The sequence below is a fragment of the Streptomyces sp. SP18CS02 genome (assembly GCF_036322365.1).
In the GTDB taxonomy this organism is placed as follows: domain Bacteria; phylum Actinomycetota; class Actinomycetes; order Streptomycetales; family Streptomycetaceae; genus Streptomyces.
Genome location: NZ_JAQYXC010000291.1, coordinates 1 through 19818, shown reverse-complemented (window position 1 = coordinate 19818; position 19818 = coordinate 1). Strand labels below are relative to the sequence as shown.

At 73.2% G+C, this 19818-nt stretch carries 19 protein-coding genes; 12 read left to right on the top strand and 7 right to left on the bottom strand.

All coding sequences use genetic code 11. The annotated features are described in order from the left end of the window. Positions 1-56 precede the first annotated feature (56 nt). On the bottom strand, positions 57-140 hold the full coding sequence (locus PUR26_RS34730; protein ID WP_443077146.1) for a putative leader peptide: 84 nt from the start codon (positions 138-140) through the stop codon (positions 57-59). 186 nt (positions 141-326) lie between these two features. On the opposite strand from PUR26_RS34730, the gene PUR26_RS22760 reads away from it, so the two are divergent. Further along, entirely contained in the window at positions 327-599 is a 273-nt protein-coding gene (locus PUR26_RS22760; protein WP_443077137.1) for an RICIN domain-containing protein, read from the top strand. A gap of 167 nt (positions 600-766) precedes the next feature. On the opposite strand, the gene PUR26_RS22755 is transcribed toward PUR26_RS22760, so the two are convergent. Both PUR26_RS22755 and PUR26_RS22750 read right to left on the bottom strand, forming a co-directional pair. Further along, positions 767-2275 carry an alkaline phosphatase family protein gene (locus PUR26_RS22755; protein WP_329874381.1) on the bottom strand — a complete coding sequence of 503 codons (1509 nt, stop codon included), beginning with the start codon at positions 2273-2275 and terminating at the stop codon, positions 767-769. 277 nt (positions 2276-2552) lie between these two features. Beyond that, entirely contained in the window at positions 2553-2930 is a 378-nt protein-coding gene (locus PUR26_RS22750) for a winged helix-turn-helix transcriptional regulator (protein WP_329874379.1), read from the bottom strand. 504 nt (positions 2931-3434) lie between these two features. Between PUR26_RS22750 and PUR26_RS22745 the strand changes: the two genes are divergently transcribed. Then, on the top strand, positions 3435-4799 hold the full coding sequence (locus tag PUR26_RS22745; protein ID WP_329874377.1) for a pyridoxal phosphate-dependent decarboxylase family protein: 1365 nt from the start codon (positions 3435-3437) through the stop codon (positions 4797-4799). Between the two features lie 39 nt (positions 4800-4838). Here the strand turns inward: PUR26_RS22745 and PUR26_RS22740 are convergent, their stop codons facing one another. Beyond that, a complete protein-coding gene (locus PUR26_RS22740) occupies positions 4839-5495 on the bottom strand; it encodes a maleylpyruvate isomerase N-terminal domain-containing protein (protein ID WP_329874375.1) in 657 nt (218 codons plus the stop codon). Positions 5496-6086: 591 nt separating this feature from the next. Here PUR26_RS22740 and PUR26_RS22735 point away from each other — a divergent pair. Next, positions 6087-7448, top strand: a complete 1362-nt coding sequence (locus tag PUR26_RS22735) for a bifunctional o-acetylhomoserine/o-acetylserine sulfhydrylase (RefSeq protein ID WP_329874373.1) — start codon at positions 6087-6089, stop codon at positions 7446-7448. Positions 7449-7544: 96 nt separating this feature from the next. Here PUR26_RS22735 and PUR26_RS22730 read toward each other — a convergent pair whose 3' ends face one another. From PUR26_RS22730 to PUR26_RS22720, 3 genes are all read right to left on the bottom strand, one after another. After that, complete coding sequence (locus PUR26_RS22730; RefSeq protein ID WP_329874371.1) at positions 7545-8660, bottom strand: WD40 repeat domain-containing protein; 1116 nt, start codon at positions 8658-8660, stop codon at positions 7545-7547. Then, entirely contained in the window at positions 8582-9433 is an 852-nt protein-coding gene (locus PUR26_RS22725; RefSeq protein WP_329874369.1) for an nSTAND1 domain-containing NTPase, read from the bottom strand. The genes PUR26_RS22730 and PUR26_RS22725 overlap by 79 nt, the downstream gene beginning before the upstream one ends. Positions 9434-9547: 114 nt before the next feature. Continuing rightward, complete coding sequence (locus PUR26_RS22720) at positions 9548-10768, bottom strand: low temperature requirement protein A (RefSeq protein WP_329874367.1); 1221 nt, start codon at positions 10766-10768, stop codon at positions 9548-9550. A 537-nt stretch (positions 10769-11305) separates the two neighbouring features. Between PUR26_RS22720 and PUR26_RS22715 the strand changes: the two genes are divergently transcribed. From PUR26_RS22715 to PUR26_RS22675, 9 genes are all read left to right on the top strand, one after another. Further along, positions 11306-11968 (top strand): hydrolase, encoded by a 663-nt coding sequence (locus PUR26_RS22715; protein WP_329874365.1) that lies wholly within the window; start codon positions 11306-11308, stop codon positions 11966-11968. Between the two features lie 5 nt (positions 11969-11973). Further along, positions 11974-12486, top strand: coding sequence for a DoxX family protein (locus PUR26_RS22710; RefSeq protein ID WP_329874363.1), 513 nt, complete (start codon positions 11974-11976; stop codon positions 12484-12486). Positions 12487-12612: 126 nt separating this feature from the next. Then, positions 12613-13200, top strand: coding sequence for a Dps family protein (locus tag PUR26_RS22705; protein WP_329874360.1), 588 nt, complete (start codon positions 12613-12615; stop codon positions 13198-13200). Further along, positions 13200-14627 (top strand): dihydrolipoyl dehydrogenase family protein, encoded by a 1428-nt coding sequence (locus PUR26_RS22700; RefSeq protein ID WP_329874358.1) that lies wholly within the window; start codon positions 13200-13202, stop codon positions 14625-14627. Before PUR26_RS22705 ends, PUR26_RS22700 begins: the two co-directional genes overlap by 1 nt. A gap of 134 nt (positions 14628-14761) precedes the next feature. After that, on the top strand, positions 14762-15592 hold the full coding sequence (locus PUR26_RS22695; RefSeq protein ID WP_329874356.1) for an alpha/beta fold hydrolase: 831 nt from the start codon (positions 14762-14764) through the stop codon (positions 15590-15592). 256 nt (positions 15593-15848) lie between these two features. Beyond that, complete coding sequence (locus tag PUR26_RS22690) at positions 15849-16802, top strand: alpha/beta hydrolase (protein WP_329874354.1); 954 nt, start codon at positions 15849-15851, stop codon at positions 16800-16802. Then, positions 16799-18685: an amidohydrolase gene (locus PUR26_RS22685; protein ID WP_329874352.1), complete on the top strand. Its 1887-nt coding sequence runs from the start codon at positions 16799-16801 to the stop codon at positions 18683-18685. The genes PUR26_RS22690 and PUR26_RS22685 overlap by 4 nt, the downstream gene beginning before the upstream one ends. Positions 18686-18702: 17 nt before the next feature. Beyond that, positions 18703-19446 (top strand): GPR1/FUN34/YaaH family transporter, encoded by a 744-nt coding sequence (locus PUR26_RS22680; RefSeq protein WP_329874350.1) that lies wholly within the window; start codon positions 18703-18705, stop codon positions 19444-19446. A 117-nt stretch (positions 19447-19563) separates the two neighbouring features. Next, on the top strand, positions 19564-19818 hold a 255-nt coding region (locus PUR26_RS22675; protein WP_329874348.1), incomplete at its 3' end, for an LLM class flavin-dependent oxidoreductase.

Here is a 19818-nt window from a genome sequence, read left to right as displayed (position 1 = left end):
ACGGTGCCGACGAGTGGTGACGGTGCCGGCGCGCCGGGAAACGGCGGGCGCCCCGGTCAGAACAGGCGACAGAGGGCGCCGGACGTCCGCGCGAGATCGACGTGACGTCGTCGCGTGAGGATCGGGCACCGGAGCTGCATGGACATGATCGAAGCAGGCGCCCGACGATGGGGTCAAGGCGCGCCGACCCGTGTCCCACGGAGTGGGACGGAGGCGGGAGGTCACCCCAACCGGTCGTGCGGGGAACGGAGTTGCATTCCGGTCACCGCGAACTCGCGCCCGCGTCGCCCCCGTGCCCGTCGCGCCCGCGCAGGCCGCGGGACGGAGTGGATCACCGGGTACGCGGACGGGTCGGCCGAGTCGCTCACGGAACGCCCGCCACCGGCGACGGCGCCAGGGTCCACCTGTGGACCTATGAGGGCGGTACCAACCAGCAGTGGCGCCCCGAGCCCGTGGGCACCACCGGCACGTACCGTTTCACCGCTCGCCACAGCGGCACGTGCCTCACCGTCGACAACGGCTCGACCGCCGACGGCGCTCGGCTGTCCCAGCAGCCCCGCACCACCGCCGCCGGCCAGACGTTCACACTGGCCGGCTGAGCCGTGTCGTCCACCGGACGGGCCTGATCCGTACGCGAGACCCTGCCCGCACCTCGCGGGCAACAGGCCCGGCGCGGGCCCGCCGCGCGACGGCCCCCACCGCCCGGCGGAGCGGTGGGGGCCGTCGGCGCGTCCCGAGGAGCGCCCGCGGAGCGGGGCCATCCGGGTCAGCGGGTGAGGGAGACCCGGTCGACCGTCCAGAACGCACTGTTGGTGCCGGTGTAGCGGAAGTGCAGGCGGGCGGAGGTGACTCCGGCCGGCACGCCGAACGCGATCCGCTCGACGGTGTTGACATCCGTACGGTACGACTTCAGAGGCTGCGGCGCCCCGCCGTCGTAGGAGATGAGGACGTCACCCGTCTGCGGGCCGTCGACCTTGTAGTGGGTGGCGTACGACACCGTCGCGGGAGCGCCTCCGGTCACGGCGAAGGCCGGGCTGATCAGCGTCGAGTCGAACTGCCCGGCGCCGTGCGCCTTGTCGTCCCATTCGTCGGAGTCCGCCAGGGCGAAGACGTCCCGCGCGCGGACGTTCGTCTCGCGCCCCTGGCCGAGGGCGGCATTGGTCCAGAACTCGTCCGTCGCGAACGACCAGCCCCGCCACTCGGTCACGCCGCCGGTGGGCATCGCGGAGTTGTCGATGGTCCAGCCGGACGGAGGCGTGTTCGTCCATCCCTTGCGGGTGGACGGCAGGCCCGACTCGTCCACCCGGGTGCGCAGGGAGGGGCGCAGCGTGTCGAACGCGTCGGGAGCCGCGGCGCCGATGACTTCCCCGTCCAGCCGCCAGGCGGGGTCGACGGTGATCCCCGCGTGGTCCAGGACTGTCGGTGCGACGTCGGTGACCTTGACGTCGTGCCGGACGGAGCCCGGTGCGAAGCCGGCCCCGTTGGCGATGACGAAGGTCTGGCGCTCCTGCTGGCTGTTGCCGCCGTGGCCGCCGCCGTCCGTGTGCCCGTGGTCCGCGGTGAGCATGATCAGCCAGTCCTCGTCGCCGTAGGCGGGGCGGGAGGTGACGGCCTGGAGGAGCTTGCCCACCCGGGCGTCGGCGGTGGTGAGGGCGTTCAGGTACGTGGGCGAGGCGGCGCCGTAGGAGTGACCGGCTCCGTCGACCTCGTCGAGGTGGACGAACGTGGCGTCCGCGTCGGTGGAGGCCAGCCGGGAGACGGCCTTCGCCGTGGTGTCGGCGTCGTCGGCCCCGGTGAGGCGGGTGTCGGTGGCGGGTCCGAAGACGGTGGTGGCTACCGGGCTCCACGTGCCCACGACGAGGGTGTTCAGCGCCGGGGCGGCGGCCTCCATGCGCGTGGCGTAGTCCGGGTACCGCGCGAAGTCCGCCCCGGTGAAGGCGTTGTCCACGACCTTGTGCTTGTCGGGCCACACGCCGGTCGCGATCGATGACCAGCCCGGACCCGAGGATGTGGGAGCCATGGGAGCTGCGTAGAGGTTGCTGGTGGCGGTCATGCCGGTCGCCATGAGGTTCTTGATGTTCGGCATTCCGGCCTTGTCGAACGCGGCGAACGTCGCCCCGTCGATGCCGATCACCAGTGACTTCGGGCGCTTGGCCCCGTGGGTTCCGGCGGTGTCGCTGCTGCCCGCCGCGTCCGCCTGAACGGCGGCCACCAGTGGCAGCGTCGCCGCGACGGCGGCCGCGAGGGCGGCGCGGAGGGATCGGGTCAGGTGCACGGGATCTCCCTGGGAGGCTCTGCGTGAACGGTGTGACGCGGCCGGGCGGCCGGCGGTCATGAGCATGGGGCGCCCGGACCCACCACGGGTTTCGGCGGAACTCCACGGAGTTGAACAGGCGGCGACTTTTGGCTCAGACCCGTTATCGTTTCGTGATGAAGGGGGTTGTCGGACGTCACCGTCACGAGAACGGCGGGGGAGAGGAGGGGGACTTGGAGCAGCCGTACGCCGCGCGCGGCGGGACCGTCACCCCGGCAGGCCGGCGCCGACCGGGCCTCTATCGGCGCACGGTCGCGGCCCCGTCGACGGAGACCTTGTCGGCCCCGATCCGCTGGATGCGTTCCGAGCCCCATTCCCCCAGGGCCGCCAACGCGGTGTTGAGCGAGACGCCGTGCTCCGTCAGGGAGTACTCGACCTTCGGCGGCACCTCGGCGTACACCTCACGACGCACGAGCCCGTCTTCTTCCATCTCCCGCAGATGCTGGACCAGCATCTTCTCGCTGACCCCCGGCAGACCACGCCGAAGCTCGGCGAAGCGGCGCGTCCCGTGGTGGTGCAGCTCCCAGAGGATCAGCGACTTCCACTTGCCGGCGACGACGTCCATCGCCGCGTCGATGCCGCAGAAATAGGGACCACGGCGTGCCGATGTTGCCATCCACCCTCCTCAAAGGGCTGCTTGCCGACGAGGGCGCGCACCCGACCGATCAGCCGGTACGGGTCGACCCTACCGGCCCGGCTTCGGTGCCGGCCCATGGGATCGAACAGGCGGTGGTGCGTCATTCGGCTCCGGCCCGGCGGCAGCCCGGCCCTCCGCGGGCGTCCGTCGAGCGCGGCCTGCCGGTTAAGGGGATCGCGAAGCGCGTCCCGGGTGTCGGTCGGGCCGCCTGCTCGTGGGCGTCGACGGTTTCACGGCTGCCGGCAGGACGGGCTTCGGACCTCGGGGAGGTGGTGTCCGGTCCCGCGGCCACCGCGCCCTCGGCCCCGGTCCCGACGGCCGGCTCCCTCGCCCCGCCCGCGGAGCGGTGCGGCACACCGGGGCGGCGGGCCGCCGCACGCCGCTGTGCGCGAACCAAGGCGTCACGGACGCCGTCCCCCCGCCCCGCCCGGGGCGCACGCCGTCCTGTTGCGACCCGCCCCGGGGAGGGCCATAGTGCGGAACATGGACGCGCGCGAGGCGGCGCTGCGGCAGGCGTACGGCCATGCCGTCCGCTGGCTGGCAAGTCTGTCCGGCCGCCGGGTGCCGGCCCGCGCCTCGGTCGAGGAGGTCGTACGGGCCCTCGGTCCCGACCTGCCGGACGGCCCGAGCCCGCCCGCGGAGGTCGTGGATCTCCTCGCCACGGCCTGCGAGCCCGGCCTCACGGCGTTCCCGAGCGGCCGCTTCTACGGATTCGTGGTCGGGGGCGGTGAGCCGGCCGCGCTCGCGGCGGACTGGCTGGTGAGCGCCTGGGACCAGAACAGCGTGATGCGCCAGGTGTCGCCGGCCCACACGGCCGTGGAGGACATCGCGGAGGCATGGCTGCTGGAACTGCTCGGACTGCCCGGCGGCAGCGCCGTCGGGTTCACCACCGGGGCCACCATGGCGAACTTCACCTGCCTCGCCGCCGCGCGGGACGAGGTGCTCCGGCGGGCCGGCTGGGACGTGGCCCGCGACGGGCTGACCGGCGCGCCGCGCCTGCGCGTCCTCGTCGGTGAGGGACGGCACATGGCCATCGACCTGGCGCTGCGCTATCTGGGGCTGGGGCGGCCCGAACCGGTGGAGGCGGACGATCAGGGCCGGATCGTTCCGGAAGCGCTCGTGCGCGCCCTCGGGGACGGCGGACCGGCACCGACGGTGGTGGCGCTCCAGGCGGGGGAGATCCACAGCGGGGCGTTCGATCCCTTCCGGGAGACGGTCGACGCCGCACACGCCGTCGGCGCGTGGGTGCACATCGACGGAGCCTTCGGACTGTGGGCCGCGGCCTCTCCCCGGTACGCGCATCTGACGGAGGGCTGCGAGCGGGCGGACTCCTGGGCCACGGACGCCCACAAGACGCTCAACGTGCCCTACGACTGCGGTCTCGCCGTCGTAAGGGACCCCGGCGCCCTGCGGGCCGCGATGGGACTGCACGGCCCCTACCTGATCCACGACGACGAGCGCGGCGACCCCTTCGAAAAGGTGCCCGAGCTCTCGCGGCGGGGACGGGCCTTCACGGTGTGGGCCGTCCTGCGGTCGCTCGGACGGTCGGGTGTCGCCGCACTCGTCGAGCGTCTGTGCCGGCACGCCGAGGCGTTCGCCGAGGGCATCGCGCGCATCGACGGGGCCAGGGTGCTCAACGACGTCGTGTTCACCCAGGTCTGCGCCGTGTTCGGGGACGACGGGCGCACGGAACGCGTGCTGTCCCGGCTGCTCGACGACGGAACGGCGTGGATCAGCGGTTCCACGTGGCGGGACCGTCGCGTCATGCGCATCTCGGTGAGCAACTGGTCGACGACGGACGAGGACGTGGCACGGACGCTCGCGGCCATCCGCCGCTGCGCGGCCTGACCCGCCACCCCCGCTCCCCGCCGCGCGAACGGCGGCGAGTTAGCCGAGGACGAGCGGAAGACGCGCGGCCGTCTCCGCGAGCTCGGCCTTCTCCGCGTCGGTCGGTGCCCGGCGGCCCGTACCGACCAGAAGCGCGTCCTCGTCGGAGAACGACGAGGGGAACGCGGCGCCGGCGATCGTCTCCAGCATCGCGCGGGATGCGGCCAGGCCCTCCGCGGGCGGCTTCGGCGCGTCCGGGAGGTGCGCGATCAGGTCGAGGTGGTGCAGCGTCCATTCCAGGACGTACGCGGTGAGGTAGTCGCCGACGGTGAGGACCTCCTCGCGGGTGCTCACCCGGGCGCGCGGATCGGCGAGTTCGGCGGCGCGTCCGGCGGCGGACCCGACGTCGTCCAGGTGGAACGTGAGCAGGCGCGGTTCCCCGTACGCCGCGGCCAGCCGGACGGTCAGCGCGTCGAGCGGGTCCTCGCCGGTCGGCGGACGGTCCTCGACGTTCCAGTACGTCACCGCGTCGACGGTCGGATCCGCCGTGGCGGGGGTGGCCAGGGTGATCAGCACGTCCTGCGCGTCGATGACCAGGTGGCACGCGAGATCCCGTACGAGCCAGCCGGCGCAGCCGGACGGCTGCTCGAAGTCCTTGTCCGGGAGCTCGGTGACCGCCGTGCGCAACGCCGTCCACGAGCGTGAGAAGAGGTGCACCCCGGAACGGTAGTGCGTGACCGCGACGGCGGACAAGCACCCGCGGGCAGCAGGGCCGCGCCCGCGAGGACCGGGCGGGGCCACGGCCGCAGCCGCCGTTCCCGCCCCCCGGTGGCCCTCACCGCACAGGACGCACACACCCTGGCCGGAAGGCCGTCACCCACAACTGCCGCCCGCCCCAGGGGAATCCGCCTGCCGAACGGTGGGCGGGCGGCCGGTTCGGACAGCCGCCGCAGCACACCCGTCCGCATCCTCATCTGTACGGTGGAAGGCGCTGGTGCGCGCCACCCGACTGTGGTTACCTGGGCCCATGACCGTACTCGTGACCCGTCGCCACGTGGACTACGCGCGTGTCACGACCACGGGTTGTCGCACCGCCCGCTGAGGCGGCGTCATGGCCCCTTCGGGCCGCCCCTTCCCGATGCCTTCGCCGCTCCGCCCCGTCCCGTGGGCGCCGGGCGCGGCATCGCGGTGACTCCTCTCCGCGCCGTCACCCCCCGGCGTACGCGCTTCTCCGAGGCTCCGTGCGCCCACCGCTCACCGGCCCCACCTCTGCCCCTTCCGGACACCGCACGCGTACCAAGGAGAAGCATGAGCCAGCCGATCGACGCCGTCACCGCCGGTCACACCGCCGAGGAGGAGGCCACCGGCCCCGACACCTCCGCCTGGTCGTTCGAGACCAAGCAGCTCCACGCCGGCGCCGCACCGGACCCGGCGACCGGCGCGCGTGCGGTCCCGATCTACCAGACCACCTCGTTCGTCTTCCGTGACACCCAGCACGCGGCCGCCCTCTTCTCGCTCGCCGAGCCCGGCAACATCTACACCCGCATCCACAACCCCACCCAGGACGTCTTCGAGCAGCGGGTCGCCGCCCTCGAAGGGGGCGTCGCCGCCGTCGCGCTCTCCTCGGGGCAGGCAGCGGAGACCCTCGCCATCCTGAACCTGGCGAGCGCCGGCGATCACATCGTCTCCAGCACGTCCCTCTACGGCGGGACCTACAACCTGTTCCGGCACACCCTGCCCAGGTTCGGCATCGAGGTCTCCTTCGTCGACGACCCGGACGACCTCGACGCCTGGCGGGCCGCCGTCCGGCCCCGGACCAAGGCACTGTTCGCGGAGACCCTCGGCAACCCGCGCGGGAACGTCCTGGACATCCGCGCCGTCGCCGACGTCGCCCACGAGGCCGGTCTCCCGCTGATCGTCGACAACACCGTCCCCACCCCCTACCTCCTGCGCCCCATCGAGCACGGCGCGGACGTCGTCGTCCACTCGGCGACCAAGTTCCTCGGCGGTCACGGCACCACCATCGGGGGCGTCGTCGTCGATGCCGGAACCTTCGACTTCGGCGCGCGTCCCGAGCGGTTCCCCGACTTCAGCGAGCCGGACCCCAGCTACCACGGACTGCGGTACTGGCCCGTACTCGGCCCCGGCGCGTACGCCGTCAAGCTGCGGGTGCAACTGCTGCGCGACCTCGGCCCCGCCATCGCCCCGCACTCCGCCTTCCTGCTCCTCCAGGGCGTCGAGACGCTGAGCCTGCGCCTGGAGCGCCACTCGGCCAACGCCCAGGCGCTGGCCGAATGGCTGGAGCAGCGTGACGAGGTCTCGGCCGTCCACTACCCCGGACTGGCGTCCAACCGCTGGTACGAGGCCGGGCGCCGCTACCTCCCGCGTGGCGCCGGGGCCGTGCTCTCCTTCGAGCTGCGGGGCGGCGTGGAGGCGGGCAAGCGCTTCGTGGACGGCGTCGAACTCTTCAGCCACCTCGCCAACATCGGCGATGTCCGCAGCCTCATCATCCACCCGGCCTCCACCACCCACAGCCAGCTCGACGACGAGCAGCTGACCGCCACCGGCACCTCCCCGGGCCTGGTGCGCCTGTCGGTGGGCATCGAGAACCTGGCCGACCTCAAGGCGGACCTGGAGGCGGGCTTCCGCGCCGCGAAGGGCGCGTCCTGACACCACGGGGGCCGGCCGGCGGCCGGGGGGACCGCCCGCGGCGGCCCCCCGGCGGCGGGCGCGCGTCGGCAGGGGCGTGGCGGGGCGGACGCCGCGTCACCGCCCGGGGCCGGCGCGGCCGCGCCCCGTGCACGGCGGGTCGTACGGCAGTCGGGGGATGCAGGTGCGCCGGAGCGCGGGAGTGAGCAGGTCACCGGTGGACCGGCACACATAGTCGGCGGCGGTCCGGGCGGACAGCGGCAGAACGCGTACCGTCTTCTCACCGGAGCCGAGGAAGAGGAACTTCCCGTCGGGGGAGAACGTGACGGCGTTCACCCAGTCGGGGAAGCCCGTCAGCGGCATGCCGTGCGCCCGCGCGTGGTCCCGGTCGCGGACGTCCCACAACCGCACTGTCGAGTCGAGACCGCCGCTGACCAGAGTGCGTCCGTCCGGGCTGAAGGCGACGCCGCTGACCTCGCCCACGGCGGCGGGGAACGGCTCGGTGAGAGGCTGCGGCTGCCCCGGGCCGGTGGTGTCCCACAGCCGGATGCGGCCGTCGTCGCCCCCGGCGGCCAGGGCGTGTCCGTCCGGGCTGAAGGCGAGCGTCCTCAGGGCGCCCGCGCCGCTCCGGGCAAGGACGGCGTGACCGGCCGGGTGCCGCGGGTCGCGTACGTCCCACAACCGGACCGTGCCGTCGTCGCCGGTGCCGGCGAGCATCGTGCCGCCGGGGCTGAAGGCGAGCGCCCGGACCGCCCCCTGGTGGCCGCGCAACGGGGCACCCGAAGGGGTGGCGTGGCCGGCGTCCGCGATGGTCCACAGCCGGATCGTCCCCTCGCCGCCCGCGCTGGCCAGAAGACGTCCGTCGTCGCTGAAGGCCACGGCGTTCACCCGGTCCGTGTGACCCGTCAGCACGGTGGCCAGCGGCATGTTCTGGGCGCTGAGCAGGTTGGTCTCCGTCGACGCGGCCGGTGACATTCGGTGGGCCACCAGATCCAGCTGGGCGGCCAGCGACGCGTCGGTCCAGCGCACCTTGTCGGCCTCGGCCCTGATCTGGCCGAGGAGCGCGGTGTTGCGTTCCTGCTGTGCGGTGCCTCGCTGCTGGAAGGCGAAGACCGCGAAGGCCACGGCCAGTACGGCCAGTACGGCCAGTACGGTCAGACCGGCGATGACGCCCTCGCGGATCCGGCGCGCCCGGCGCCGCTGTCGTACCGAGGCGGCCAGGAAGGCGGACACGACCGGATCGAGCCCGCCCGTTCCTTGTCGTCGGCCAGGGCGCGGGCCTCGTCCAGCCTGCTGCCCCGGTACAGCAGCCCCGGATCACGGCCCGCGTCCGACCACGCCGCGGCCGCGTCCTCCAGCCGCTGGCGGACCACGTATTGCGCGCGGTGGGCCTCGATCCACTGCCGCAGGCGCCGCCAGGCCCGCAGCAGCACCTCATGGGTGATGGTGACGGTGTCCTTATCGCAGGTCAGCAGCCGCCCCCGGGTGAACGTCTCGATGACCTCGGCCGCTTCGGCCGAGTGCGCGCCATGGCTCACCAGTTCGCGGTACCGCACCGGTCGACGCGTGTCGTCGGTGCCGTCGCCGAACTTGACCAGACGCAGGAACACGTCCTCCGCCGTCCGTCGGGCCCGCGGATCCAGCCGGTCGAAGCAGCGGTCCGCCTCGGCCGTCACACTGTGCGCGATACCGCCGGTGGACTCGTATCCGTCCACGGTGAGGACATGGCCCGCCCGCCGCAGCTCGACCGCCAGCCCGGGGTCCTCCCACAGCAGCGCGGTCAGACGGGCCTCCCACGCCGCGACGAGGTGCGCTTCGGCGTTCTCGTCCCCCGCTCGGCGGGCCGTGAGCGCGCGCTCCCGGGACTCCGCGAGCGCGTCGTCCACCCGGTCGGCCTGCTGGGGGCGCATACGGCGCCACCAGGCGACGAGGGCCGCGCGGGCCTGCTGCCAGGCGTCGGTGGTCATCGCCCCCACCAGGGCCGCGGCCGCCGACGACACGCTCATCCATCGCCATCAACTTCGTTCAGTCCGCTCAGGACCAATGTACGTTTTTTCGGCGGCCCAGGCGTAGTTGACGCCTGAACCACTGGGGGCCTGCCGCCCGCTTCACCGGGTCGGTCACCCCGGGAGCGGCCCACCCGGTACGAGCGGTGCGGGGGGATTTCGCCGGCGCCGCACCGTGACCACCACGACCAGGACCGCCAGCAGCGCACCGGCGGCGAGCGCCGGGGCCGGGGTGCCGGTGGACAGCAGGATGCCGGCGGCGGCGACCGGGTACGGGACGCGCTCGGCGGCGGATGCCCGGTGCGGCCGCAGGTGTACGGCCCAGACCGTGAGCAGGAAGACCGCCGCGGGGACGGTGACCCCGGCACCGGCCGCGAGCGGCGAGGCGGCCGAGTGGCCGGTGACGTACTCGGCGTACGCGGCCAGGCCGGCCCCCTCGGCGGCCGCCGAGGCGAAGATCAGGTAGTGGCCGTACGCCCAGGTGAAGCGCCTGCGGTGGGCCCGGTGGGTGGTCGCCAGCAGGGTGTGCGCGGGCCGGGTGAAGTAGAGCCACCACATGGCGAACGCCGTGCACAGGCCCCCGGCCGCCAGCGCGTACAGCGAACCCGTGCCGTGGTGGCGGGCGAAGGCGCCCTGGACGGCCACGGTGGTGGCCGCGACGGACTCCCCGACGACGATGAGGGTGAAGAGTCCGTAGCGCTCGGATATGTGTCCCGGATGCCAGGGGGTCATCCCGGCGGACTGCGCCCAGATCGGCACGGAAACCTCCGCCGCGATCATCAGGGCGATGCCCGGCAGCCTCACCCCGGCCGGAAGGAACAGCAGCGCGACCCAGCCGAGCTGACACCCGGTCACCCCCGCGGCGAAGCGCAGGGCGGTGGTCCGCCGAGCCGGATCGGAGTACGCGGCCCGTAGCCAGGACGCGGCCAGGGCCGTGCGCAGCACGACGTACCCCAAGGTGATGATCCGCAGATCGCCCCCCTCGAACGCGTGGGGCACACCGGCGGCGAGGATCAGCGACCCCGTGATCTGCACCAGCACCATGAGCCGGTACGGGACGTCGTCCACGTCGTAGGCGGAGGCGAACCACGTGAAGTTCATCCACGCCCACCAGATGGTGAAGAACACCAGCGCGAAGCTCAGGGCCCCGGTCGTGTGCTTCCCCTGGGACAGCGCCTCCAGCAGGCCCTCGGACGCCTGGGCCACCGCGACGACGAAGCACAGGTCGTAGAGCAGTTCGAGGGAGGTGGCGGGCCGGTGCGCTTCCCCGGGGTCGCGGCCCAGCATGGTGCGCCGGACCACCGGGCCCGTACCTCCGGCCAGGGGCGGGTTCATCGACGGCCTCCGGGCGCGGTCTCGGCCACCGTGTCCGCCTGCTCATCCGGGCTCATCCGGGCTCTCCTCGTTGTCGATACCGCGGGTGCGCGATCCGGTCGAGGCTACGGCGGCCGGCGGACAGCACCTGTCCGCCCGTGCACGCGCACTTGCCCGAGAACGCGCGATCGCGAGGGGACCCGCGCTCCTCGGTCGTGTCCGGCTCCCCTGGCCGGCGGCGCCGCCGGTCCGCGCCGGGAGTTCGCCTTCCTCGGCGCGGGGTACCGCCGCTGGAGGTGACGTGAGCCGGTGCCGACCACCGCGTTCCGAGCGGGCGGGTGCCGGCGACCGGAGGCCGCCGCCCTCGCCGGGAGTCGCCGCCCGGATGCCGGGACGCGGGCGGGGCGGACCGGCCGGAGGACCCGGCAGTGCACTGTCGGGCCAACTCCCGGGCACGGGAGGAAAAGTCGGACGGCCGCAGCGGTCGTAGTTTCGGGGTGTGCCGGGCCGTGGGAACGCGGCAGGCGCTACTCCTGACCGTTCCGAGAGGACACCCTCATGTTCGACATCTCCCAGGTGCAGGCTGCCCCGAGCGCGGACCTGCTCACGCCCGACAACGCGGTCATGCTCTTCGTGGACCACCAGCCGCAGATGTTCTTCGGCACCGGAAGCGGCGACCGCGCCGCGATCATCAACAGCACGGTGGGTCTCGCGAAGGCTGCCAAGGCGTTCGACGTGCCCGTCGTGCTGACCACGGTCGCCGCCGAGTCGTTCTCCGGACCGCTGCTGCCGCAGCTCGCCGAGGTGTTCCCCGGGCACGAGGTCCTCGACCGCACGACGATGAACGCCTGGGAGGACGAGGCGGTCGTGGAGGCGGTCAAGGCGACCGGGCGCAGGAAGATCGTCCTGTCCGGTCTGTGGACCGAGGTGTGCCTGGTGCTGCCCGCGCTGTCCGCGCTGGGCCAGGGGTACGAGATCTACGTGGTCACCGACGCCTCCGGTGGCGTCAGCCCGGCCGCGCACGAGCACGCGATCGAGCGGATGCTGGCCGCCGGCGCCGTGCCGGTGACCTGGGTGCAGGTGCTGCTGGAGCTCCAGCGCGACTGGGCGCGCCAGGAGACCTACGGCGCCGTGATGGAGATCGTCAAGGCCCACGCAGGCGCGTACGGCCTGGGTGTCGTGTACGCGCAGACCGTCATCGGCGCGCACGCGGCCGGCTGAGTCCCTTGGACACCGGCATTCTGATCCTGCGTCTGCTGGTGGGCCTGCTCATCGCCGGACACGGGGTGCAGAAGATCAGCTCACACCTCGGCGGCAAGGGACTCGACGGCGGCGCGGACGAGTTCCGCGCCGACGGTTTCCGCGGCGGGGCCCTCACCGCCCTCGCGGCGGGCGGCGGGCAGATCGGATCGGGCCTCCTGCTGGCCCTCGGCTTCCTGACCCCACTGGCCGCCATGGGGGCCATCGGGGTCATGACCGTCGCCCTCACCGTGAAACGGCACAACGGCCTCTGGGCGCAGAACGATGGTTACGAGTACCCCCTGGTCCTGATCGTCACCGCCGCCGCCCTGGCCGCCACGGGCCCCGGGGCCTGGTCCCTCGACGCGGTGTTCGGCCTGATGCCGTACCCGTTGTGGTGGACGGGCCTCGTCCTCGCGGCGGGTGTCGGCAGCGGCCTGCTGACCAGGCTCCTGCTGCACCGGCCCCCGGCGACGGCGCAGGCCGCCGTCCGGCGCTGAGCGCCGGACACACAGACCGGGTCCGGCCGTCCGTGTACACCCCCTTTTGCGCGGGCGGCCGGGCCCACCCACCCGCATTCCCCACCTCACCCCGACGCTCGAAAGAGCCATGATCAGGAGCACCCGATGGAATCCGCACCCACCACCGCACCCACGCGCGGCGGCGGTCAGCCGTTGCTGCACCAGAAGGGCGAGGAGACCCAGTCGTTCGGCACCCTCAAGCAGCTCCCGATCGGCCTCGGTCACGACACCCGCCTCTACGCCTGCCAGCGGCTGAACCAGGTGCTCGCCGACACACAGATCCTGTACTCCCTGTACAAGAAGCACCATTGGCTGATGCGCGGGGCGACCTTCTACTCGCTCCACCTGCTGCTCGACAAGCACGCGGGGGAGCAGCTGGCCATCGTGGACGCGCTCGCCGAGCGGGTGCAGAGCCTTGGCGGCGTCGCGGTCGGGGACCCCCGCCATGTCGCGGAGCTGACGTCCGTCCCCCGCCCGCCGAACGGGGTGGAGCAGGTGCCCGTGATGCTGTCGCGGCTCCTCGACGCGCACGAGCGGATCCTGTGCGACGCCCGGGACGCCGCCGCCCGGATCGCCGCCGAGGGTGACGAGGGCAGCAACGACCTGCTCGTCTCCGAGGTCGTCCGCACCGGTGAGGCACAGGTGTGGTTCCTGGCCGAACACCTCGTCGACACCCCCCTGGTGCGCGCCTGATGGACGCGACGTACGACGTCGTGGTCGTCGGGGCGGGCCCGGGCGGAGAGGTCGTCGCCGACCGGATCGTCCGGTCCGGGCTGACCGCCGCCGTCGTCGAGGCCGGCGCGGTGGGCGGCGAGTGTTCCTACTGGGCGTGCGTACCGAGCAAGGCCCTGCTGCGCCCCGGCGCGGCCCGGGAGGCGGCGCGGTCGGTCGACGGGGCACGCCAGGCGGTGACCGGAGACCTCGACCCGGCCGCCGTCCTGGCCCGGCGCGACCGGTTCACCGGCCGCGGCGAGGACACCGGCCAGGCCGACTGGCTGAGCGGCGCAGGGATCGCGCTCGTACGGGGCCACGGGCGCGTCGCCGGGGAGCGCCGGGTGGAGGTCACCGGGACCGACGGCGGCGTCCGCACGCTGCGGGCCCGGCTCGCCGTCGTCCTCAGCACCGGCACTCAAGCTGTTCTGCCACCCGTCGAAGGACTGGACGGGATCGGCGTGTGGACCAACCGCGAGGCCACCACGGCCGGCACGGTGCCCGCACGGCTGGTCGTCATCGGCGGGGGAGTGGTGGCCTGCGAGATGGCCACCGCATGGCGTTCCCTCGGCTCCGAGGTCACCCTGCTCGTCCGTGGCCAGGCCCTGCTGACCGGCTGGGAGCCGTGCGCCGGCGAAGAGGTGGCCCGGGGGCTGACCGGCCTCGGGGTCACCATCCGGTTCGGGGTCTCGGCGACCCGGGTCGCCCGGGACGAGACCACTCGCGCCGTGACCGTGCGGACGGACGACGGTGCCACCCTCGTCTGCGACGAGGTGCTGGCCGCGGTCGGCCGCCGGCCGCGCACCGCCGATCTCGGCCTGGAGAACGTCGGCCTGCCCGGCGGGGGCCGGCTCCCGGTCGACGACACCTGCCGCGTCACCACTGTGGACGGCGACTGGCTGTACGCCGTCGGCGACGTCAACCACCGCGCGCCCCTGACCCATATGGCGAAGTACCAGGCCCGCGCCTGTGCCGCGGCCATCGCCGAGCGTGCCGCGGGCCGCCCCGCCGACCCCGGCCGGTGGCGGGTCTGGAGCGCCGACGCCGACCGCGTCGCCGTCCCGCAGGCCGTCTTCACCCGCCCCGAGATCGCCAGCGTCGGCCTCACCGAACGCGCCGCACGAGAAGCCGGCATCGCGGTGCGCGCGGTCGAGTACCGGATCGACGACGTGGCCGGAGCCGCGCTGTACGCGGACGGCTACCGCGGGCACGCCAAGCTCGTCGTCGACGAGACCCGCGGGGTGGTGGTCGGCTGCACCTTCACGGGACCGCTCGCGAGCGAACTGATCCACACCGCCACGGTCGCCCTCGTGGGCGAGGTCCCGCTCGATCGCCTGTGGCACGCGGTCCCCGCCTTCCCCACGGTCAGCGAGGTCTGGCTGCGCCTGCTGGAGGCCTACGGCCCTTAGGCCGTGTCCGCCGGGTCCCGTCCCGGACCCCGGACACACGGCCGGCCGGCACGGCGCCCGGCCCGCCCTCTTCCCTCACGTCCCACCCGCTCGACAGAGCAACACACGCGCATACGCAACAGAGGAGCACACCCATGCCGTTCATCAAGGTCGCCGAAGGCAACTCCGCCCCCGTCGAGCTCTACTACGAGGACCACGGCACGGGACAGCCGGTGGTGCTGATCCACGGCTGGCCGCTGAACGGGGCCTCCTGGGAGAAGCAGACCGTCGCCCTGCTCGCCGCGGGCCACCGTGTCATCACCTACGACCGGCGCGGTTTCGGCCGTTCCGACCAGCCCGCCGACGGCTATGACTACGACACCTTCGCCTCGGACCTCAACGAGGTGCTCACCGCGCTGGACCTGCGCGACGCCGTTCTGGTCGGCTTCTCCATGGGAAGCGGCGAGGTGACCCGCTACCTCGGCACGTACGGCTCCGAGCGCGTCGCCAAGGCCGTCATGATCGGCGTGGTCCCGCCCTTCCTGCTCAAGACGGACGACAACCCGGGCGGCGTGGACGCGAGCGTCTTCAAGGGAATAGAAGAGGCCATCGTCGCCGACCGGTTCGCGTTCATGACCTCCTTCCTCGCCGACTTCTACAACGTCGACGTCCTGGGCGGCGAACGCATCAGCGAGCAGGCGGTCCAGGCCAGCTGGAACGTCGCCGTCGGCGCGTCGGCCAAGGGCACCCTCGACTGCGTCCAGGCCTGGCTCACCGACTTCCGCGCGGACCTGCCGCGCATCGACGTGCCGACGCTGATCATCCACGGCGACGCCGACCGCACCCTGCCCATCGAGGCCACCGCGATCCCGCTTTCCCGGCTCATCGCCGGTGCCGAGCTGCAGATCGTGCCCGGCGGCCCGCACGGTCTGATCCGGACCCACGCCGCCGAGGTCAACACCGCGCTGCTCGCCTTCCTGGGCTGAGCACGCCCGCCGCCCGCAGCCGGGCGGCGGACGGCGCGACGGGCCGGCTCCCGCACGACGGGGTGAACACCTCGCGCACCGTCGCGGCCGCCCGCCCGGAGCGGACGCCGGCGTGCTTCTCGACGCCCGCCGGCCCGAAGCGGGTTCCCGGCCGCCCGCCGGGCGGTCGCCCGCGGCACCGCCGTACAGCACCCGGCCCGTGCCGCCGGCGACCCCTGCCACGTTCCCCGCAGTACCTCCGAGAGAAAGACCTGACATGCCGAACCAGCCGGTACTCGAGCCCGCCGCCCAGGCCTTCGCCGACGCCACCGCCCAGCCGCCGTACCTCTACCAGATACCCCCCGCGGACGGACGCAAGGCCGTGGACGACGTCCAGAGCGGTGAAGGCGTCCCCCTGCCCGCCGTCGACGAGGAGTGGATCACCGTCCAGGGCGGTCCCACCGGGGACGTCCGCGCCCGGATCGTCCGCCCCCGTGGCGCCACCGGCCCCCTCCCCGTCGTCCTCTACATCCACGGCGCGGGCTGGGTCTTCGGCAACGCCCACACCCACGACCGGCTGGTCCGCGAACTCGCCGTCGGCGCCGGGGCGGCCGTCGTGTTCCCCGAGTACGACCTCTCGCCCGAGGCCCGTTATCCCGTCGCCATCGAGCAGAACTACAGCGTCGCCCAGTGGGTCGCCCGCGAGGGACACCACAAGGACCTCGACGGAACGAGGATCGCCGTGGCGGGCGACTCGGTCGGCGGGAACATGAGCGCCGCCCTCACCCTCATGGCCAAGGAGCGCGGTGACGTCCGCATCGTGCACCAGGTCCTCTTCTACCCGGTCACCGACGCGGCCTTCGACACCGACTCGTACCACCTCTTCGCCACCGGCTACTTCCTGCGCCGCGAGGCCATGCAGTGGTTCTGGGACCAGTACACGACCGATGAGGGCGAGCGCGCGCGGATCACCGCCTCCCCGCTGCGCGCCTCCCTCGACGAGCTCACCGGCCTGCCGCCCGCCCTGGTGATCACCGCCGAGGCCGACGTCCTGCGCGACGAGGGCGAGGCGTACGCCGCCAGGCTCCGCGCCGCCGGAGTCCCGGTCACCGCCCTGCGCGTGCTCGGGACCATCCACGACTTCGTCATGCTCGACGCACTGCGCGAGACGCGGGCCGCGGAGCTCGCCATCGGTCTCGCGGCCGACACCCTGCGCGAGGCGCTGGCATGAGCGGCACGACCGGCATGCCCGTCGCGGGCGTCGTCCCCGCCGAGGGCCGGGAACGGCCGGCGGCCGATCTCCTCGTCCGCAACGCGAAGGTGTTCACCGGCGACCCCGCCCGCCCGGAGGCTCGCGCCGTGGCCGTCCGCGGCGGCCGGGTCATGGCCCTCGGCGACGACCACGACCTCGCCGGCCTCGTAGGACCGTCGACCAAGGTCGTCGACGCGCTGGGCCGCCGGGTGATCCCCGGACTCAACGACGCGCACCTGCACGTCATCCGGGGCGGCCTGAACTACGTGCTGGAGCTGCGCTGGGACGGCGTGCGCAGCCTCCGTCAGGCACTGGCCATGCTGCGCGAACAGGCAGGCCGCACCCCCAAGGGCCAGTGGATCCGGGTCGTCGGCGGCTGGACCGCCGAACAGTTCGCCGAACGACGGATGCCGACCGTCGCCGAGCTGAACGCCGCCGCGCCCGACACCCCGGTCTTCGTCCTGCACCTCTACCAGTCGGCGCTGATGAACCGCGCCGCCGTACAGGCCGCCGGATTCACCCGGGAGACCCCGGACCCGCGCGGCGGGCAGATCGTGCGGGGGCGGAACGGCGAACCGAACGGGGTGCTCCTGGCTGCGCCGAGCGCGCTCATCCTGTACTCCACCCTGGCCAAGGCCCCGACCCTGGACCAGGCCGACAAGCGAACCTCGACGCGGCACTTCCTGCGCGAGCTCAACCGCTTCGGGCTCACCTCGGCGGTCGACGCCGCCGGCGGTTTCCAGAACTTCCCCGACGACTACGCCACCGTCATCGACCTGGCCCGGTCGGGGGAGCTGTCACTGCGGATCGCCTATCACCTGTTCCCGCAGACGGCCGGTCAGGAGATCGCCGACCTGAAGCGCTGGACCGGGACGGTGAAGCCGGGGGACGGGGACGAGTGGCTCCGCCTCAACGGCGCCGGCGAGAACCTGACCTGGGCCGCCGCCGACTTCGAGAACTTCTCCGAACCCCGGCCCGAGCTCGCCGACGGCTATGAGGCCGAGTTCGAGCAGGCGGTCCGTCTGCTGATGGAGAACGACTGGGGCTTCCGGCTCCACGCCACCTACGACGAGACGATCCGCCGCGACCTGGCCGTGTTCGAGAAGCTCGCGGCCGAAGGGCTCTTCCCGGACGGCAACCGCTGGCTCTTCGACCACGCGGAGACCGTCTCGGCCGACAGTCTCGACCGGATCGCGGTTCTCGGCGGCGCCGTGTCCGTGCAGAACCGGATGTCCTTCCAGGGCACCGCCTTCCTCGACCGCTACGGCGCCGAGGCCACCGCCCACACCCCTCCGGTCCGGGCCATGCTCGACCGGGGACTGACCGTGGCCGCCGGAACCGACGCCACGCGCGTGTCCTCGTACAACCCGTGGGTCGCGCTGCACTGGCTGGTGACCGGCCGTACCGTCGGCGGAACGGCGCTCTACCCGGCCGCGAACCTGATCAGCAGGCAGACCGCGCTGGGCCTCTACACCCGGGGCGGCGCGGAGCTCACCGGCGAACAGGACGTCAAGGGCACCCTCCGGGAAGGCTGCTACGGCGATCTCGTGATCCTGTCGGACGACTACTTCACCGTGCCCGACGCCGCCATCCCCGACATCGAAGCCGTGCTCACCGTCGTCGGCGGCCGGATCGTCTACGCGAGCGGAGAGTACGAGGGCCTCGACGAGGCCGTCCCGCCGGTCAGCCCGGAGTGGAGCCCGGTGGCCCGCTTCGGCGGATACCGGTCCCGCGGCGCACGCCAGGCGCTGCTCATGGCGGAGGCCGTCGCCGAGTCCGAGGAGCACCGTCAGTGGCGCGTGGCGCGCGGTCACGCGTCCCCGGAGCCCGCGCCCTTCGTCGACCCCTGCTTCACGCACTGATCAGAGGAACCCACCAGATGAGTACCGACTCCGCCGCCGGCGCCGAGAGCGCCGGCGGTGAGCCCGGCGAAGGCGCGGGCACCCGGCCCGGACGCCGTTTCGAACCCGACCTCCGCTCGATGACCCGGATCAACCTGCACCCGATCGCCTCGCCCATGCCGCTGGGCTTCTTCACGGTGGCCATCGCCTCCGTGATGACGGGCTGCATGCAGCTCGGGGTCTTCGAGGCCGCGGACCGCACCGCCGTCGCCCTGTGCGTGCTGCCCGCGTTCGCCCTCCAGCTCCTGGTGAGCGTGCTGGCCTTCGGGGCCCGGGACGTCATCGCCGCGACGCTCATGGGGACGTTCGCCGGCAGCTGGCTGGCGTACGCCCTCGTCATGGCGACCGGCGCGGCGGGCGGGCACCGGGTGCTGGGCGTGTTCAACCTGGCGTTCCTGTGCTTCGGGGCACTGATGACCGCCGTGACCCGGCCCAAACGCGCGCTGTGGCTCGTCCTGGTGGTCTCCCTGCCCCGGTGGACGGCCACCGGGCTGGCCGGGCTGACCGGAGCCGAGTGGCTCACGTACACGGCCGGCGCCCTCGGGATCCTGGTGGCCCTGGTCGCGACCTACGCGGCGTTCGCCCTGATGCTGGAGGACATGCGCAGCGAGGAGGTCCTGCCCATCGGCCGCAGCGGCCCCGCCCACACCGCGGTCGAGGGCGACCTCGCGGTACAGCTGCGCAACCTGGAACGCCAGGCGGGCGTGCGACGCACCCTGTGAGACGCCGCCCGCTCCCCGTGGACCACCACGCGTGCGGGGCCCTGGTCCGGGGCCCCACCACCGGCGACCCTTCCCGGCGCCGCCACACCAACCCATGTCCTGATGAGAGTGATACCTGTGCAGTTCGGCATTTTCACGGTGGGCGACGTCACGCCCGATCCGACCTCGGGGCGGACACCCACCGAGCACGAGCGGATCAAGGCCATGGTGGCCATCGCGCTCAAGGCGGAGGAGGTCGGCCTGGACGTCTTCGCGACCGGTGAGCACCACAACCCGCCGTTCGTGCCGTCGTCGCCGACCACCATGCTCGGCCACATCGCGGCCCGCACGCAGAACCTGATCCTGTCGACGTCCACGACGCTGATCACCACC

What these genes read in the sequence shown, in the direction of transcription:
- PUR26_RS34730 (WP_443077146.1), bottom strand. Translation starts at nt 140, where the DNA reads ATGCAGCTCCGGTGCCCGATCCTCACGCGACGACGTCACGTCGATCTC.
- PUR26_RS22690 (WP_329874354.1), top strand. Translation starts at nt 15,849, where the DNA reads ATGCCGAACCAGCCGGTACTCGAGCCCGCCGCCCAGGCCTTCGCCGAC.
- PUR26_RS22680 (WP_329874350.1), top strand. Translation starts at nt 18,703, where the DNA reads ATGAGTACCGACTCCGCCGCCGGCGCCGAGAGCGCCGGCGGTGAGCCC.
- PUR26_RS22700 (WP_329874358.1), top strand. Translation starts at nt 13,200, where the DNA reads ATGGACGCGACGTACGACGTCGTGGTCGTCGGGGCGGGCCCGGGCGGA.
- PUR26_RS22720 (WP_329874367.1), bottom strand. Translation starts at nt 10,768, where the DNA reads ATGAACCCGCCCCTGGCCGGAGGTACGGGCCCGGTGGTCCGGCGCACC.
- PUR26_RS22735 (WP_329874373.1), top strand. Translation starts at nt 6,087, where the DNA reads ATGAGCCAGCCGATCGACGCCGTCACCGCCGGTCACACCGCCGAGGAG.
- PUR26_RS22725 (WP_329874369.1), bottom strand. Translation starts at nt 9,433, where the DNA reads ATGAGCGTGTCGTCGGCGGCCGCGGCCCTGGTGGGGGCGATGACCACC.
- PUR26_RS22750 (WP_329874379.1), bottom strand. Translation starts at nt 2,930, where the DNA reads ATGGCAACATCGGCACGCCGTGGTCCCTATTTCTGCGGCATCGACGCG.
- PUR26_RS22745 (WP_329874377.1), top strand. Translation starts at nt 3,435, where the DNA reads ATGGACGCGCGCGAGGCGGCGCTGCGGCAGGCGTACGGCCATGCCGTC.
- PUR26_RS22695 (WP_329874356.1), top strand. Translation starts at nt 14,762, where the DNA reads ATGCCGTTCATCAAGGTCGCCGAAGGCAACTCCGCCCCCGTCGAGCTC.
- PUR26_RS22715 (WP_329874365.1), top strand. Translation starts at nt 11,306, where the DNA reads ATGTTCGACATCTCCCAGGTGCAGGCTGCCCCGAGCGCGGACCTGCTC.
- PUR26_RS22685 (WP_329874352.1), top strand. Translation starts at nt 16,799, where the DNA reads ATGAGCGGCACGACCGGCATGCCCGTCGCGGGCGTCGTCCCCGCCGAG.
- PUR26_RS22705 (WP_329874360.1), top strand. Translation starts at nt 12,613, where the DNA reads ATGGAATCCGCACCCACCACCGCACCCACGCGCGGCGGCGGTCAGCCG.